11 protein-coding genes are annotated in these 15,597 nt (G+C 72.6%); all 11 read right to left on the bottom strand.

The genetic code is table 11. From position 1 onward, the window contains the following. Positions 1-93: 93 nt before the first annotated feature. The 11 genes from AB0C28_RS15220 to AB0C28_RS15170 all read right to left on the bottom strand — a co-directional run bounded on the left by AB0C28_RS15220 (position 94) and on the right by AB0C28_RS15170 (position 15,553). Entirely contained in the window at positions 94-1,155 is a 1,062-nt protein-coding gene (locus AB0C28_RS15220; RefSeq protein WP_358074818.1) for a hypothetical protein, read from the bottom strand. Further along, entirely contained in the window at positions 1,152-3,614 is a 2,463-nt protein-coding gene (locus AB0C28_RS15215) for an Hsp70 family protein (protein WP_358074815.1), read from the bottom strand. The genes AB0C28_RS15220 and AB0C28_RS15215 overlap by 4 nt, the downstream gene beginning before the upstream one ends. Continuing rightward, positions 3,607-4,185, bottom strand: coding sequence for a hypothetical protein (locus AB0C28_RS15210; protein ID WP_358074813.1), 579 nt, complete (start codon positions 4,183-4,185; stop codon positions 3,607-3,609). The genes AB0C28_RS15215 and AB0C28_RS15210 overlap by 8 nt, the downstream gene beginning before the upstream one ends. After that, positions 4,182-5,195, bottom strand: coding sequence for a serine/threonine-protein kinase (locus AB0C28_RS15205; protein ID WP_358074810.1), 1,014 nt, complete (start codon positions 5,193-5,195; stop codon positions 4,182-4,184). The genes AB0C28_RS15210 and AB0C28_RS15205 overlap by 4 nt, the downstream gene beginning before the upstream one ends. A gap of 9 nt (positions 5,196-5,204) precedes the next feature. Then, positions 5,205-6,647 carry a hypothetical protein gene (locus AB0C28_RS15200; RefSeq protein WP_358074807.1) on the bottom strand — a complete coding sequence of 481 codons (1,443 nt, stop codon included), beginning with the start codon at positions 6,645-6,647 and terminating at the stop codon, positions 5,205-5,207. 115 nt (positions 6,648-6,762) lie between these two features. Further along, a complete protein-coding gene (locus AB0C28_RS15195) occupies positions 6,763-7,560 on the bottom strand; it encodes an endonuclease/exonuclease/phosphatase family protein (protein ID WP_358074804.1) in 798 nt (265 codons plus the stop codon). A 33-nt stretch (positions 7,561-7,593) separates the two neighbouring features. Further along, positions 7,594-8,271 (bottom strand): HNH endonuclease family protein, encoded by a 678-nt coding sequence (locus AB0C28_RS15190; RefSeq protein WP_357837307.1) that lies wholly within the window; start codon positions 8,269-8,271, stop codon positions 7,594-7,596. A 61-nt stretch (positions 8,272-8,332) separates the two neighbouring features. After that, positions 8,333-11,665 (bottom strand): 2Fe-2S iron-sulfur cluster-binding protein, encoded by a 3,333-nt coding sequence (locus AB0C28_RS15185; RefSeq protein WP_358074801.1) that lies wholly within the window; start codon positions 11,663-11,665, stop codon positions 8,333-8,335. Then, entirely contained in the window at positions 11,662-11,904 is a 243-nt protein-coding gene (locus tag AB0C28_RS15180; RefSeq protein ID WP_358074799.1) for a sarcosine oxidase subunit delta, read from the bottom strand. The genes AB0C28_RS15185 and AB0C28_RS15180 overlap by 4 nt, the downstream gene beginning before the upstream one ends. Further along, a complete protein-coding gene (locus AB0C28_RS15175) occupies positions 11,904-13,106 on the bottom strand; it encodes a sarcosine oxidase subunit beta family protein (RefSeq protein ID WP_358074796.1) in 1,203 nt (400 codons plus the stop codon). Before AB0C28_RS15175 ends, AB0C28_RS15180 begins: the two co-directional genes overlap by 1 nt. Then, complete coding sequence (locus AB0C28_RS15170) at positions 13,103-15,553, bottom strand: FAD-dependent oxidoreductase (RefSeq protein ID WP_357837318.1); 2,451 nt, start codon at positions 15,551-15,553, stop codon at positions 13,103-13,105. The genes AB0C28_RS15175 and AB0C28_RS15170 overlap by 4 nt, the downstream gene beginning before the upstream one ends. Positions 15,554-15,597 lie beyond the last annotated feature (44 nt).

Here is a 15,597-nt window from a genome sequence, read left to right as displayed (position 1 = left end):
GGCGTCCTCATGCCCGGCCCGCCACGTCGTGGGCCAGCGCTCTCGTGCCTGGGCCGCCTCATCGTGGGGCGGCGTTTCCGTGTCCGGGCCGGGTCACCCCTTGGGGGTGATCCGCAGGGTGACCGTGCGGTTTCTCGGGGCCTGGCGGTGCGGGTTGTCCGACTGGTCGGCGCTGACGAGCGTGAACGACGTGCGCGGCAGGCCACCGCCCTCCGCCAGGTGGCGCGCCGCCACCAGGGCGCGTCCCAGGGCCACCACCGAGCCGCCGCGCGTCCGTCCGCCGGGCACCGGCACCGCGTGGCCCACCACCGTGATCCGCACGTCCATGCCCGCCATCCTGCGGCCAAGCCCGCGCAGCACGGCCCTGCCTCGCGGGCTGACGTCCGCGCCCTGCGGGAACAGGCCCGTGTCGAAGCGTACGTGCACGTCACGGGAGCGGCGCCGTACGGTGAGGCCCGGCATGGACAGCCGCCCGGCGATGGCGGCGAGCCGCGCGTCCAGACGGGCCTCGGCCGCAGTACGGCGCCCCTCGGCGGCCTCCCGCTCCTTCTCCGCCTCCGCCCGCTCCCTCTCCACCACCGCGCGTTCCTTCGCCACCGCCGTACGCTCGGCCGCCACCGCCGCGCGCTCGGCCTCCAGCGCGGCCACACGGCCGGTCAGGGCGTCGGCCCGCGCCGGGGTGGCGGGGGCCCCCGCGCCCCGCCCGGCCCCGCCCAGCGCCACCACAGCGCTCCCCGCCAGCACCACGGCCGTCACGGCCGCGGCGGCCGACGCGAGCCGGCCCGGCTGGACCAGCGGCCGCGTCCGGCGCCGGCCCGCGGTGATCCGCGCGATCGTGCGCCGCCCCTCGGCCGCCGCCGTGTCGCCGGGCGACCGTTCCTGCACGGCGGCCCAGCACCGATCCGCCTCGTCCAGCTCCCCACGCTGAGCATGCACCCGAGCCCGCAGATCCAGCACCGCCACAGGACCTGTCCCGGCACCCGCCTCGGTGCCCGTGACAGCGTCCGTGGCGTCCGTGGCGTCGGTGGAGTCGGTGGAGTCGGTGGCCGGCGGTTCCAGACTGTCCAGGAGGGCGAGGGCGGTGTCCAGGTCGCCGGTGCGGGCGGCGGTGCGGGCGCGGTCGAGGGTCAGGCGGGTGCGCAGGGCGTCGCTCATCGCCTGACCAGACCGATGATCTTGTCCTGCTCGCCCTTCGGCAGCATGCGGATCATCCGCTGGTTCACCCCGTCAAGCCCCTGCCGGTCGCCCGCGGCGATGGCCCGTTCGCCCTCCTTGATCAGCGCCTGGGCCCGCCCCGTCGGCTCCAGCATGTCCCGGAGCCCCTGGAACAGGGTGAACGGCCAGTCCGGGCTACGCCGTTCCAGCTCCACCAGCAGCCGCCCGGCGCGGTCGATCTGGGCGCGTACGGCCGTGATGTCCCGCGCCCTGATCGCCTCGCGCGAGCGCCCGCGCAGCCCGGCCAGCTCCGCGCGGTCCGCGGCGTCGCCGAGCGCGTCCACGAGCCGGTCCGCCTCGTCCAGCAGCCCCTCCAGCTCCTCGGCCAGCGCGGGCAGCAGCGCGGCATCCTCGACGTCGTCCAGCTCCGCCTGCAGCTCGCGCAGCCGCTCCTCCGCCGTGGCCGCCGCGCCGGCGTCCACCCTGGCCGCGCGCACCTGCTCGCGGGCGGTCGTGATCGTGCCCTCCGCCTCGATCCTGGCCAGCCGGCCGGCGACGTCGGCGGAGCCGCCGCTCGACGCGCGCAGCGTGTCCAGGCGCCGCTCGGTCTCGTCGAGCAGCGTCTCCAGCACCTCCGCGTCCGGCGTGCGCACGTCGTTCAGATTGATCTCGCCCTCGAACTGGGTCTGCACCAGCGGCACGTCCGCCACCACCGTGACCAGGCTGGAGGCGTCCACCTCGAAGGTGACCTCCACCTCCGTCCCCGGCGGCAGGTCGATCGTGACGTCCTTGGGCCTGATCTCCAGCTGGCCGACCACGCGGTTGCGCTCGCCCCTGCTGCGCTCGCCCTGCAGCACGGGGATGCGGATGACCGCGTCAGTGTCGGAGCGGCGCAGGGCGGCGGCGGTGTGGAACACCTCGCGTACGGAGGTCGGCAGCGTGACGCCCTTGCGCAACATCGGCGCGAAAGCCCGGTCGGCGAGCTGGATGCCGAGCGAGTGCGCCAGCCGCACCCCACCGAACTCGACCTCACCGTGCTTGATCGACAGCGAATCCGGCGTCAGCGGCCTGGGCGCGCCCCGGTCGTCGATCAGCTCGACGCGGAAGCGCGAGGTCCTGCCCTGGTCGATGTCCACTTCCGCGACGAAGTGACCGGTGTCGCTGAGCGGGATCCTGCCGGTGGTGAACGGCGGGCGCCCCTCGGGGTTGCTCAGCGTGACCGAGTAGCCGCTCCAGCCGGTGGCCGGCCCGCTCACCCGGCCGGCAACGGTGGGCCTGGTCGTGGTGACGATGGGCTCGTACGCCAGATCGACCGCGAACTCGCCCTCGACCCTGGTCTGTGTCCTGGGCCGGCGCAGGGTGGCGGCGAAGACGGCCGCGCCGCGGGCGACCACGGTCGTGGGGTCGAGGCTCACGTCGAGCTCGATGCCCAGGCCGTGATGCGGATCGGCGAGCCGCTCCCTCAGCCCTGGCGACAGGGTGACGCCGCCGACCAGGAGCAACCGGTCGATGTCGGCCGGGCCCAGCGCGGCCTCCTTGAGCGCCCTGCGGCACAGGTTGATCGCCCGCTCGTAGAACGGCTCGGCGGTCGTGTCGAGCTCGCCGCGGCGCAGCACGTACTCGAAGGTCTCGGTGCCGCCGTCCGCGCCCGTCAGGTCGACGACAACGTCCGCCTGCTCCATCCTGGACAGCAGGATCTTCGCCTCTTCGGCGGCGCCCTTCAGCTTGGCGAAGTTGTAGCGCCATCTGGGGTTGTCCCGGCGAAACTCCTCCAGCCCGAGCTCGCGGGCGGCGGCCGGGGCCAGGATGCGCTCCACCAGCGCCCAGTCGATCAGCTTGCCGCCCAGGTACGGGTCCCCCGAGTGGTCGAGCACCCGCAGGTCCCCGTCGCGCTTGCTGACCACCGCCGCGTCGAAGGTGCCGCCGCCGAAGTCGAACACCATCCAGTACGCCCGCTCGTCGGCGTCGTCGAACCCGTACGCGAACGCCGCCGCGGTCGGCTCCTGCACCAGCGGGCAGGCCGTGGTGAACCCGGCCAGCAGGGCGGCGTCGGTGGTGGCCTTGTTCTGGTTCAGCGTGAACGCGGCCGGCACGGTGATCACGGCGGCGTCCGGCGGCGTGCCGGTGTAGTGGGCTGCGTCGGCGCGCAGCGACTTGAGCACCTCGGCCGACAGCTGCGGCGGCGACAGCCGCACCCCGGCTCTGGCGAAGCTCGTACGCGCGTCGGCCAGCCCCATCTCCAGCTTGAACTCCGCCGCCGCGTTCTCCGGGTCGCTCTCCACCCGCTCCCGTGCCCGCCGGCCGACGTGGACGAGGTCCGGCTTCGGCATCCAGACAGCCGAGGGCGTGGTGTCCCAGCGCTCGTTGTTCTTGATCACGGTGACCGTGTCGTCGTCCGCCACCGCGATGGCGCTGTTGGTGGTGCCGAGGTCGATGCCGAAGTCGATGGTGTCACGCATTTCCGTTCCTCAGGTCGTCTCTGGTGGGGCGGCCGACGATCACCTGGCCCAGCTGGATGTGCCGCTCCCGCAGGTAGATCGAGGGCCGCACGGTCTCCAGGACCGTCTCCGCGCTGAGCGACGGGTCGTCCTGGAACAGCAGGACCTCGATGGAGCGGCCGGAGTGGAACGCCTCGCCGTCGTGGTCCTGGAGGACGAGCCCGGCCTCGGCCAGCGCGGCGCGGGTCGTACGCAGGTGGCGGGCGGCCTGCCGGCCGGCGGCGTCCGCGCCCGGCGCGGACAGCCTGCGCTCGGCCCGCCACAGGTGGGTGGCCGCGGTGGCCAGCGACTTCTCGTCCAGCGGTTCCGGCGGTTCTGGGGCGTCGAGCAGCGCGGCGAACTGCTCCATGACGGGGTCGTCCCAGACGGGCGGCGGGATGCGGAAGGCCCGATGGTGCCGCAGTTGCCCGAGCTCTTCCCGAACCGCACGACGGAGCCACGACCGGCCCGCACTCTCGCCGGACGCGCGACGCGGGCGGAGCTGAACCAGCCGTTCGCGGAACGTACGACGCGGCTCACGCCGGGAGCTCACATGATCACCCCCCGGCGCCAGAGCACGAGCCGGGACAGGTGAAGTTCGCGCAGGGGCGGCCACAGTTCGACGGCTTCCTCCATGAGTTCGGTGGCGCGCCCCAGTTGTCCTGGGACGCGGTAAAGGCGCAGCGCCTCGGCGGCGATCCGGCGGGCGCGCTCGTCCGGCGGGCCCTCCACGGCCGCGCGCCGCTCGCTCAGGGCCGCGCTCAGCTCTCCGGCCGTGGCGGGACGGTCGCGGGGGTCGAGCGCGAGCGTGGCCACGATGATCTCGTCCAGGCGGCGGTCCACGTCGTCGTTGTACCGGCTCGGCGGCAGCAGCATCCGGTCGAACCTGGACAGGCCGAGGTCCTCCCCGTACGGCAGACGGCCGGTGAGCAGCAGGTACGCGATCGTCCCCACCGACCACACGTCGCTCGCGCACGAGTGGCCCCGATAACCCAGTACCTCGGGGGCCATGAACGCGAGCGTGCCCCGCCCGCTGGCCAGGCGGGTGACCGGGTCGGCCCGCTTGGCCAGGCCGAAGTCGCTGACCCGGATCCGCACGGCGCTGCCCTCGTAGCCGATCAGCACGTTGGCCGGGGTGAGGTCGCGGTGCACGACGGGCGGGTCCTGCTCGTGGGCGAGCGCGAGCCCGCCGGCGAGCTGCTCCGTCACGCGCACCGCGAGGTCCATGGGGATCCCGCGCGGGTAGGCGGTGTAGAGGCTCTCCAGACTGCCGCCGGGGACGTACTCCATCGTGAAGTAGCCGCGCAGCCCCTGCGGCGTGCGCACGGTGCCGGCGTCGAAGAGCCGCACGATGTTCGGGTGCCCGAGCGTTGACAGCAGCCGGGCCTCGTCCAGCATCTCGTGCGTCTCCTCCAGCGAGGCGACCCGCTTGAACAGCTTCATCGCCTGCAGCCCCAGGTGCTCGTGCCGGACGCGGTGCACCTCGGCGAACGCGCCTTCGCCGAGCAGCCGGTCGATCACGAGGGTGGCGGTGACCCGGTCACCGCTGTTGAGGAGCGCCATCGTCCCGCCTCACCAGACCTGGGACACGGCGGGAGGCACGGGGGCCGCGGTGCCGGAGGAATCGGACGAGCACTCGTTCAGCATGAAGATCGCGCCGGCCACCAGGACCGCCCAGAAGGCGAGCCTGAACGCGGTGCGGCTCCGCCTGGGCATCGGCACGGGCCTGATGCCGCCGCGGTCGGTGCCGAGGTCGCGGCGCAGCTTGTCGATCAGCGCCACGCCCGGCGTCCCCGCCGCCTGCCGCCGGAGGTCACCCAGGAACCCGTCGGCCACGGCGGGGCCGTAGGCGGCCATCAGGGACCGGGCCTGGTTCGTGATCTGTTCGAAGGTCTGCACGAACTCGGTCACCTGGTCCTCGTTCGTCTCGATGGCCTGCCTCATGTGCTCGTCGGAGGCCAGCTCCAATCCCGTGGCGAGCCAGTTGAGCGCCGAGGACTCCCCCACGGGACCGGCGCTGTCCATCAGCGTCATCGCGCAGTTGTTGAGCAGGATGGCGGTGTCGTTGCGCACGCCGGCGGTGCGGCGGTGCCGGTCGTGGGGCACCAGGGTGTCCAGTCTCCGCAGCTCGGGCAGCACGTCCGTGTAGACCATGGCGGCCGCCAGCGCGGTCTCGCCCTCCTGCAGCCGGTCGTTCGCCGCCGTCAGGGCCGTGTTCACCGCTTCGTAGCACGGTGCGGCCACCGTCTCCAACTGGTCGTCGATCGCGATCGACGGCGCCGGCCAGCTGCGGGCCAGGTTCGCCAGGCGCGCCTGGTCCCGCTGGTTCCTGGCCGCCAGGTCGGTGATCGGCCGCAGCAGCGCGGTCGCGAACTCCTTGCGCAGCTCGTCCACGGCGGACTCGCCGAGCTGCCGGTCGTCCAGCGCGGTGATCCGGTGGCGGACGTGGTCCCAGAACGCGGCCCGGCGCAGGACGGCCTGCCACGACCGCGCGGCCGACTCCCACAGCCCCTTCAGCTCGGGATCGGCCACTTCCGGGCCGTCGGCCTCCCGGTCGAGCGCGGCGCAGTGGGCGCGTACGGCCTCGTCGTGGTCGGCGTGCAGGGAGCTGAGGCAGGCGCAGGTGGCGTCGCCCGTGTCCCAGAGCCAGAACAGCTCGTCGACCAGGCGCCGGCGGGGGTCGTCGAGCAGGCGGTCGAAGGCGGCGCGCACCTCTTCCGGCCCGACGGGCAGCGTGTGGCCGAGGTCGAGGTCGGCGCCCACCTGGAGCGCGGTGGTGACCCGCTGCCTGCGCTCCCGTACGGCGCGGCGGTTCGCGTACGTGGAGACCCCGGTGATCCGGAACGCGTTGCGCCGGTAGAGGTCCGCCCCGGCCACGTCCCGCAGCGCCGCCACCGTCGCGTCGCCGGCTCCTTGTGCTGCCCAGTCCGCCTCGCCTGCCCCGAACATGACCTGCCCATCCAGATCGAAGGACCGCCTGTCCCGAGCCTGGCGCAGGGCCGCGTCAGGCTCCATGACAGGCGGATGAAAACCAGATGGGCGCCGATTCACAACGGCGTCACAGACAGGGCAGGATCAGCCGGGCAGATCAGTCGGGCAGAGTCAGTCGGGCGGGGTCAGCCGGGCAGAGTCAGCGGACCATTCTCATGACGAGGGGGCGGTGGTCGGACAGGGTGGATGACAGCACGGACCCGCTGGTCGTCGTGATCCCGCGGGTGTAGACGTAGTCGATGCGGGCGTCGCCGTGGGTGGGCTTGTTCGCGTACCTGGCGCCGGTGTCCGTCCAGCCCGCGCTCACGAACCGCTTGGACAGCGCGTCGGTGGGCGGCGCGTTGAAGTCGCCGGTGAGGATCACCCCGGTCCTGGTGCCGAAGTAGCCGAGCACCTTGGCGGCCTGGGCCTCGCGGCGGCTGACCGAGGTCGCCGACAGGCCGGGCGACAGGTGCGTGGTGAACACTCGGACCTGCGCGCCGCCGCCGAGGTCGAGCTTGACGCCGGCCATGGAGCGGTTGACGGGGCAGGTGGCGAAGTTCGAGATCGGCAGCGTCACCCGTTCGACGATCCGGTACGACGACAGGATGGCGTTGCCCGCCTTGCCCGGTTGCGGATCGTCACAGGGCCCGACGTCGTCGCCCATGCCGAAGTGGGCGTTGGCCGTGATGTCCCAGCCGAGCTCGTCGGCCAGTTCGCGGACCTGGTCGGCACCGGGCCGGCGGTGGATCTCCTGGAGCGTGACGACGTTCGCCCCGCTGTCCTTGACCACCTTGGCGATGGCCTTCATGTCGGCGCTCTCGCCGTGGATGTTCCAGTCGAGGACGACGACGTTGACGGCCCTTGCGTGAGCACTCTGGGCGGTCTGGGCAGCGGGGACGACGGTGGCGATGAGGACTAACGCGACGGTCAGGTGGCTACGCTGAGTCACTCGCATATTTCGTGATCTTACGTAGCCTTTCCCGTGAAGTCAGCAGCCGTCCAGGATGCCCTTCATGGCGTCCTTCTCCGCCGAGGTCACCCACAGTTCGTACTTCGCCTTGACGTCGATCTGCTTGGCGATGTACGTGCACCGGTAGGCCTTGCGCGGTGGCAGCCAGGTGGCGGCGTCGGAGTCGCTCTTCTGCCCGTTCAGCGGGCCGTCCACGGCCATGAGGTTGATCGGGTCGTTGGCGAACTCCTTGCGCTTGGCGTCCGTCCACTGCTGCGCGCCCTTCTGCCAGGCGTCCGACAGCGGGATCACGTGGTCGATCTGCACGGCCGTGCTGGTGGTCTGGCCGCGCTTGAACCTGATCGTCTTGCCGCTGTACGGGTCGTCGAGCGTGCCGGTGAGCACGATGCAGTCGTGGGTACCCGCTTTGAACGTCTCGTCCGTCAGGTCGCGCTTGAGGATGTCGTTGCGGGTGTCGCAGCCGTTGTGGTCGACGTCGGACCAGGCCGGGCCGAACTCGTCGCGGTCGAAGCCCGTCTTGGGCGCGCGGCCCTTGACGTCCAGCTTGGCCAGCTTCGTGCGGGCGTCGGCGATGGCGGCCGAGTCGGTTTTCGAGCTCTTCCCACCACCGTCTCCCGAGACCTGCGCTTCCAGCCCACCGCAACCGGCCAGCATCGCCACTGTGGCCAGACCGGCCATGAACGCCCGAACTCGCACGCCCGCTCCCCAGACTTCACCCAATGAATCCCTAAAGTCTAGGTAATGCCCGTTTAAAGGGTTATAACGCGCTAATGGCGTCCAGTAGCCACTCCGCGAGATATCGGGTGAAGGACGACCTGACGAAGACGCGGTAGTCGCCGGGGCCGCGCCGCTCCAGGACGACCGAGGTCTTGCCGAGCAGGGTCTGGGCGTGGCCGGGGAGCGTGTCCAGGTCGAGGGGACAGCCGGTGATCAGGACGCCCTCCGCCCTGGGGCCGGTCAGCTCCAGGATCGTCCGCTGCCCCGAGACGTCCACCCAGCCCTCACGAGGCACGATATTTCCGGACACGAGCCACCAGGACGGTCCCAGCCGCAACCCCACGCCCGGATCTTGCCCGCGCACCTCCCACATCGGCTCGAACGCCACCTCCCGCAGCCTCAGCTCGGGCCCGCTCGCGGCCTCGAACCGGGCGGCGAACGAGGCGGCCGGGCTCTCGGCCCTCGCCTCCCCCGGCGGACGCCCGTGCGGCGGCCCACCAGATCGCCCGCCGGCCGGTGGCTCGGCGTCGTCAGGCAGCGGCTCCCGCAGCGGACCGGCGTGCGGATGTCCTTCGGGCAGCGGCTCGCCGTCGCGGCGGGCGTTGTCCGGGTCGTAGAAGACGGGCGCCACGACGGTCACCGGCTGCGTCACACCCCCGGACACGGCGGTGAGCCGGTCCCCCGGCTCGACGCCCCTGGCCAGCGCCAGCCCGAACGTCCGGCCCAGCACCGCGCTGTGATAGGCGGAGGTCACGTGGCCGAGCATGGGCACCCTGCCCTCAGCCGGGCCCTCCGCCCTGCTCTCCACTGGGCCCTTCACGGGCCGCCCGGCCGCGACGAGCTGTGCGCCCTCCTCCAGCCGGGCCCCCGGATCGTCGGGCAGCAGGCCGATCAGGCGCTTGCGATCGTCACGCGAGGTGTCGGGACGGGCGTGCGACCGCCTGCCGACGAACTCCGGCTTGCGCCGCGAGACGATCCACGACATGCCGAGGTCCTGCGGGGTGACGGTGCCGTCGGTCTCCTGCCCGACGATCGGGAACCCCTTCTCCGCCCGCAGCACGTGCATGGTCTCGGTCCCGTACGGCACCGCGCCGGCCTCCAGCACCGCCTCCCACAGCGCCCTCCCGTACGCCCAGGGCACGTTCACCTCGTACGCCAGCTCGCCCGAGAAACTGATCCGGAACACCCGCCCCGGCACGCCGAGCACGTCCGTGGCCGCGTACCGCATGAACGCCAGCTCCACCGCGCCCGGCGCGACCGCCGCGACGACCCGCCTGGCGTGCGGGCCGGCCACGGCCACGGTCGCCCAGTGGTCGGTGACCGACGTGAACGACACGTCCATGCCCGGCCATTCGGTCTGGTGCCACTCCTCCAGCCAGTCGAGCACGGCGGCGGCGTTGCCCGTGGTCGTGGTCATGAGGTAGTGGTCCTCGGCCAGCCGCGTCGTGGTGCCGTCGTCGAACACCATCCCGTCGGCCCCGCACATCAGCCCATAACGGCAGGCGCCGACGGCGAGGGTGGAGTACAGGTTCGTGTAGATCAGGTCGAGGAACGCGCCCGCGTCCGCACCCCTGATGTCGATCTTGCCCAGGGTGGAGGCGTCCATGGCGGCCACGGCGGTGCGGACGGCGTGACACTCGCGCCGCACGGCGGCCTCCATCGGCTCGCCGTCCTTCGGGAAGTACCACGGGCGCTTCCACTGGCCGACGTCCTCGAACACCGCGCCCATGGCGACGTGCGCGTCGTGCATCGCGGTCGTCCTGACCGGGTCGGACAGCTCACCCCGGTCGCGTCCGGCCAGGGTGGCGAAGGACACCGGCGTGTACGGCGGCCGGAAGGTCGTGGTGCCGACCTGGCCGGGGGCCGCGCCGAGAAGGGCGGACATGACGCCGACGACGACCGCGCCCGAGGTCTTGCCCTGGTCGGCGCCGGTGCCCGCGGTGGTGTAGCGCTTGACGTGCTCCACCGAACGCATCCCGGCGCCGGTCGCCCTGGCGAGGTCGGCGACGGTGACGTCCCGATGCAGGTCCGCGAAGGCGGGCTCGTCCGAGCTCCCCTCGACCGCCCACAACACGGCCGGCCGGCCGAGCGGCCGCTCATCACACTCGGGCACCCGCAACCCGTCCGAGCCGGCGCCTGCCGCGCGAGGCTGCGCCGCGCCGGGATCCGCCACCTCACGGTCCATCGGGTCGGAGCCCGTCGCACCCGTGCCCGCCGCGCCGAAGCCCGCCGCGCCTGTGCGGGACCGCGGCGTAACCTGGGCGGCGTCGGCGGCCTCGGTGCCGGCGGCGTAGCCGTCCGCGATGGCCTCGCGGGTGCCGTACCGGCCCGCGCACGCCCCCACCGACCGCTCCGCCTGCGCCGACGTCCCCGGGACGAAAGCCTGGAGGTCCTCGTCGAACCTGACCCGGCCCTGCGACTGGCTGAACAGGTGCACGGCGGGGTTCCAGCCGCCCGCCACCGCCAGCAGATCGGCCTCGACGTGCCGCGCGCCCACCTGGACGCCGTTCAGCACGCCCTCCGCGTCGCCCGTCGTGCCGGTGACCACCTGCCCGTCCACCCGGGGGTCGACGATCTCCGCGATCTCCACCCCGGCCGCCGCAAGGTCCCGCGCCGCCTCGTGGCCGGAGTCCGTGCACGCGAACACCACCGCCCGCCGCCAGGGCGCCACCCCGTACCGGTTGGCGTAGGCGCGGGCCGCCGAGGCCAGCATGACGCCGGGCCGGTCGTTGCCGGGGAAGGCGAGCGAGCGCTCGTGCGCGCCCGTCGCCAGCACCACCCGCCGCGCCCTGACGTGCCACAGCCGCTCGCCGCGCGCCCGCCGCTCCACGGCCACCACGTAATTGTGGTCGTAGTAGCCGACGGCGGTCGTCCTGGTGAGCACCCGGCCGGTCAGGTCGAGCGAGTCCACCCAGTCCGTCGCGGGTCGGCCGTCCAGGAGTGTCCTGGAGTTCAGCAGGTCGCCGCCCAGCCGGGGCTGGTCGTCCATGAGGATCACGCGCGCGCCGGCCTGCCCCGCCGCCGTGGCGGCGGCCAGCCCGGCGGGCCCGCCGCCGATCACGAGCACGTCGCAGTGCAGGTACCCCTTGTCGCAGCGACGCTCGTCCGTAGCATTGAGGTCCACCCGCCCCTTGCCGCGCAGGCTCCACGCCTCCAGCCCGTCGTACAGCTCCACGGTCGTGGCCGCCAGCATCGGATCGGCGCCCACCCGGACCAGCGCGTTCGGCTCCTCGGGACCGGCCGTGAAGACGCCGCGCGGCCGGCCCAGCTCCACGCTGCGGCCCACGATCCGCACCCGGTTACGCAGGAGGGCGGCGGCCAGCATGTCACCCGGCTCACCCTCCAGGGGACGGCCGTCGAAGGTGAACCTCATCTCGCCTTCCTCACCTCATGAGTGGCAGTGTGCCGTTCGACGTCGAACCAGGTCCGGCAGCCGTGCACGTGGAACCAGCGCTCGCGGAACCAGCCCTTGGGGTTGTCGCGCAGGAAGACGAAGGCGGCCCACTCCTCGTCGGTGGTCTCCCCGAGGGGGTAGGGGATCCCGGCCTGGCCGCCGTAGTGGTACTCGTTCTCGTCGCGGGGCCCGCAGTGGGGGCAGTCGATGAGCAGCATCAGTGCGCCACCGCCGCCGCGCCGTGCTCGTCGATGAGCGCCCCCGTCGTGAACCGGTCCAGCCCGAACGGCTCGGCAAGCGGATGGGGCCGCTCCTCGGCGATCGTGTGGGCGTACACCCAGCCGGCGCCGGGGGTGGCCTTGAAGCCGCCGGTGCCCCAGCCGGCGTTGACGTACAGGCCCTCGACGGGGGTGGGGCCGATGATCGGCGAGGCGTCCGGGGAGACGTCCACGATGCCGGCCCAGGTGCGCAGCACGCGTACCCGGCTGAAGAGCGGGAAGAGCTCCAGCGCCGCCGCCATCTGCGCCTCGATCACGTGCACGCCGCCGCGCTGCCCGTAGGAGTTGTACGCGTCGATGCCCGCCCCCATGACCAGCTCCCCCTTGTGCGCCTGGCTGACGTAGACGTGCACCGCGTTCGACATGACCACGCAGTCGAGCACCGGCTCCAGCAGCTCCGACACCAGCGCCTGGAGCGGGTGCGACTGCAGCGGCAGCCGGAGGCCGGCCAGCGCGGCGAGCACCGAGGTGTGCCCGGCCGCCGCGAGCGCGACCTTGCCCGCGGCGATGAGGCCGCGCGAGGTCCGCACGCCGGTCACCCGGCCGCCGCTGAGCTCGAACCCGGTGACCTCGCACCCCTGGATCAGGTCGATCCCGTACGCGTCCGCCTTGCGGGCCAGCGCCCAGGCCACGTGGTCGTGCTTGGCGATGCCCCCGCGCCGCTGCAGGGTCGCGCCCATGACCGGGTAGCGCACGCTGCCGGAGACGTTGATGATCGGGCAGAACTTCTTGACCTCGTCGGCGTCCAGCCACTCGGCGTCCACGCCGTTCAGCCGGTTGGCGTTCACCCTGCGCCTGCCCTCACGCACGTCGCCGAGGCTGTGGGCCAGGTTGAGCACCCCTCGCTGGCTGAACTGCAGGTCGTAGTCCAGCTCCGCGCTCAACCCCTCCCACAGCTTCAGCGAGTGCTCGTAGATCGCGGCGCTCTCGTCCCACAGGTAGTTGGAGCGGATGATCGTGGTGTTGCGGGCCATGTTCCCGCCGGCCAGCCAGCCGCGCTCCAGGACGGCGACGTTCGTGATGCCGTGATTTTTGGCCAGGTAGTAGGCGGTGGCCAGGCCGTGCCCGCCGCCGCCCACGATCACCACGTCGTAGGCGGGCTTCGGGTCGGGGTCGCGCCAGAGGAAGTCGGGGTGGGTCAACGCCTGATCTTCTCCATCCCGGGGTCGTACAGCGGCTCGGCGGCGACCACCGCGGGCACGCGGCGGCCGAAGTAGGAAATGTCGACATACGTCCCGGGCTCGGCCAGCTCGACCGGCAGCCAGGCGTAGGCGATGGGGCGCTGGATGGTGTGTCCGTAGGCGGCGCTGGTGACGTAGCCGACCGTGCGCCCGCCGTGCCTGACCGGCTCCTTGCCCATGACGACCTCGGTGCTCAGCAGCGGCACCAGCTTGCGGGTGACGTCCTTGGTCAGGGCGTCGCGGCCGACGAAGTCCTTGTCGTCCTTGACGGCGAAGGCCAGCCCCGCCTCGTACGGGCTGTGCTCGGTCGTCATGTCGACGCCCCAGAGCCGGTACCCCTTCTCCAGCCGCAGGCTGTTGAACGCGGCCCGGCCGGCGGCCACGGCCAGCCCCGGCGCCCAGAGCGTGTCCCAGAGCTTGAGCCCCATGTCGGCCGTGGTGTAGAGCTCCCAGCCCAGCTCGCCCACGTACGAGACGCGCAGCGCGAGCACCGGCACCTGCCCGACATATCCGGACTTGCAGCCGAAGTAGCGGAAGTTCTGGTGCGATAGGTCCATGTCGGTCAGCCCCTGCACCAGCTCCCTGGCCCGCGGCCCCCACACGCCGACGCAGCAGGTGCCGGGCGTCAGGTCGCGCACCCGTACGCCGCCCGGCGCGTGCCCGGCCAGCCAGTCGAGGTCGAGGTTGCCGTTCGCGCCGACCTGGAACGTGTCCTCGTCCAGCCGGGCCACGGTGAGATCGGACCGGATGCCGCCCTTGACGTCCAGCAGCAGCGTGTAGGTGACCGATCCGGGCTTCTTGTCCACGTTGTTGGTGGTCATCCGCTGCAGGAACGCCGCCGCGCCAGGCCCGCTCACCTCCAGCCGCTTGAGCGGGGTCATGTCGTAGAGCGCCACGCTCTCCCTGGTCGCGTACGACTCGGCCGCGGCGACCGGCGACCAGTAGCGGGTGGCCCACTCGTCCCGCAGCGCCGCCCCGAGCAGCGGCTCGACGGCCGCACCGCGCGACTCCTCCGGCACGTCGGCGTGCTCGTCCCTGCGCCGGCGGACGAGGTCCTCCAGCAGCGGCACGTTCGCCTCGAACCAGTGCGGCCGCTCCCACCCCGCCCCCTCCAGGAAGAACCCGCCCAGCTCCTGCTGCCGCGGATGGAACGGGCTGGTGCGCAGCGGCCTGGGCGACTCCATCGGCTGCAGCGGATGGATGATGTCGTAGACCTCGACGAAGTTCTGCCTGCCGCGCTCCTCGACGAACGCGGGCGAGAGCTGGGCCTGCTCGAACCGGTTGAGCTCGCATTCGTGCAGGTCGATCCGGGAGTGCCCGTCCACCAGCACCTCGGCCAGCGCCCTCGCCACCCCGGCCGAGTGCGTCACCCAGACGGCCTCGGCCAGCCAGAACCCGTCGAGGTGCGGCGCCTCGCCGATCAGCGGGAAGCCGTCGGGGGTGAAGGAGAAGATGCCGTTGATGCCGTCCTCGTACTTGGACTCGGCCAGCACGGGCAGCAGCTCGACCGCGTCGCGCCAGGCGGGGTCGAAGTCCTCCTCGGTGAACGCCTGCACCGACGGCATCGTGGTGGATCTGGGGCCGATCTCGTCCTGGGCGACCGGCATGGGGCGGTGGGCGTAGGAGCCGATGCCGATGCGGTCGCCGTGCCGGCGGAAGTAGAGGTCGCGGTCCTGGTGGCGCAGGATCGGGCCCTCCTCGCCCAGCTTCAGCGGGCCCGACTTGGCGTACTGGTGGGCCAGGGGCAGCAGCGGCACGTTCAGCCCGGCCATCCTCCCGATCGAGGGACCCCAGAAGCCCGCCGCGCACACCACCACGTCGGCCGGGACCGTGCGGTACTCGCCGGCGCTCGTCACCGTGACCCCGGTGACCCGGCCGCCGCGCTGCTCGACGCCGACCACGGTGTGCCCCGGCAGGAATCTGGCCCCGCGTTCCGTGGCCCGTTCGGCCTGCGTCTGCCCGCACGCGACCGCCGCCGCCAGCCCGTCGCCCGGCACGTGGAACCCGCCGAGCACCTTGCCGGGGTCGAGCGAGGGCCACAGCTCCAGGCAGGCGGCCGTGTCGAGCAGGCGCGCCTCGACGCCCCACGACTCGGCCCAGCCGTGCTTGCGGTGCAGGTCGTGCCAGCGTTCGGGGGTGGTGGCCACCTCCAGGCCGCCGACCTGGCGGAAGCAGTGCTCGCCGAGGCCGGTGTACTTGCGCACGGTGTAGGCGGCGAATTCGGTCATGGTCTTCGACGGGTTGGTCTGGAAGACCAGGCCGGGGGCGTGGGAGCTGGAGCCGCCGGCGGCGAAGAGCGGCCCCTGTTCGAGCACGGTGACGTCGGTCCACCCCCGCTCGGTGAGCTCGTCGGCGAGGGCGCAGCCGACGATGCCCGCCCCCACGATCACCAGACGGGGCCGACTCATGACGCCTCCGGTTGTTCCTTAATGCGCAACATGTCCCGGACTAC

This window comes from Nonomuraea sp. NPDC048892, from assembly GCF_040649735.1.
Lineage (GTDB): Bacteria > Actinomycetota > Actinomycetes > Streptosporangiales > Streptosporangiaceae > Nonomuraea > Nonomuraea maheshkhaliensis.
This window is presented reverse-complemented; position numbering and strand designations above follow the sequence as displayed.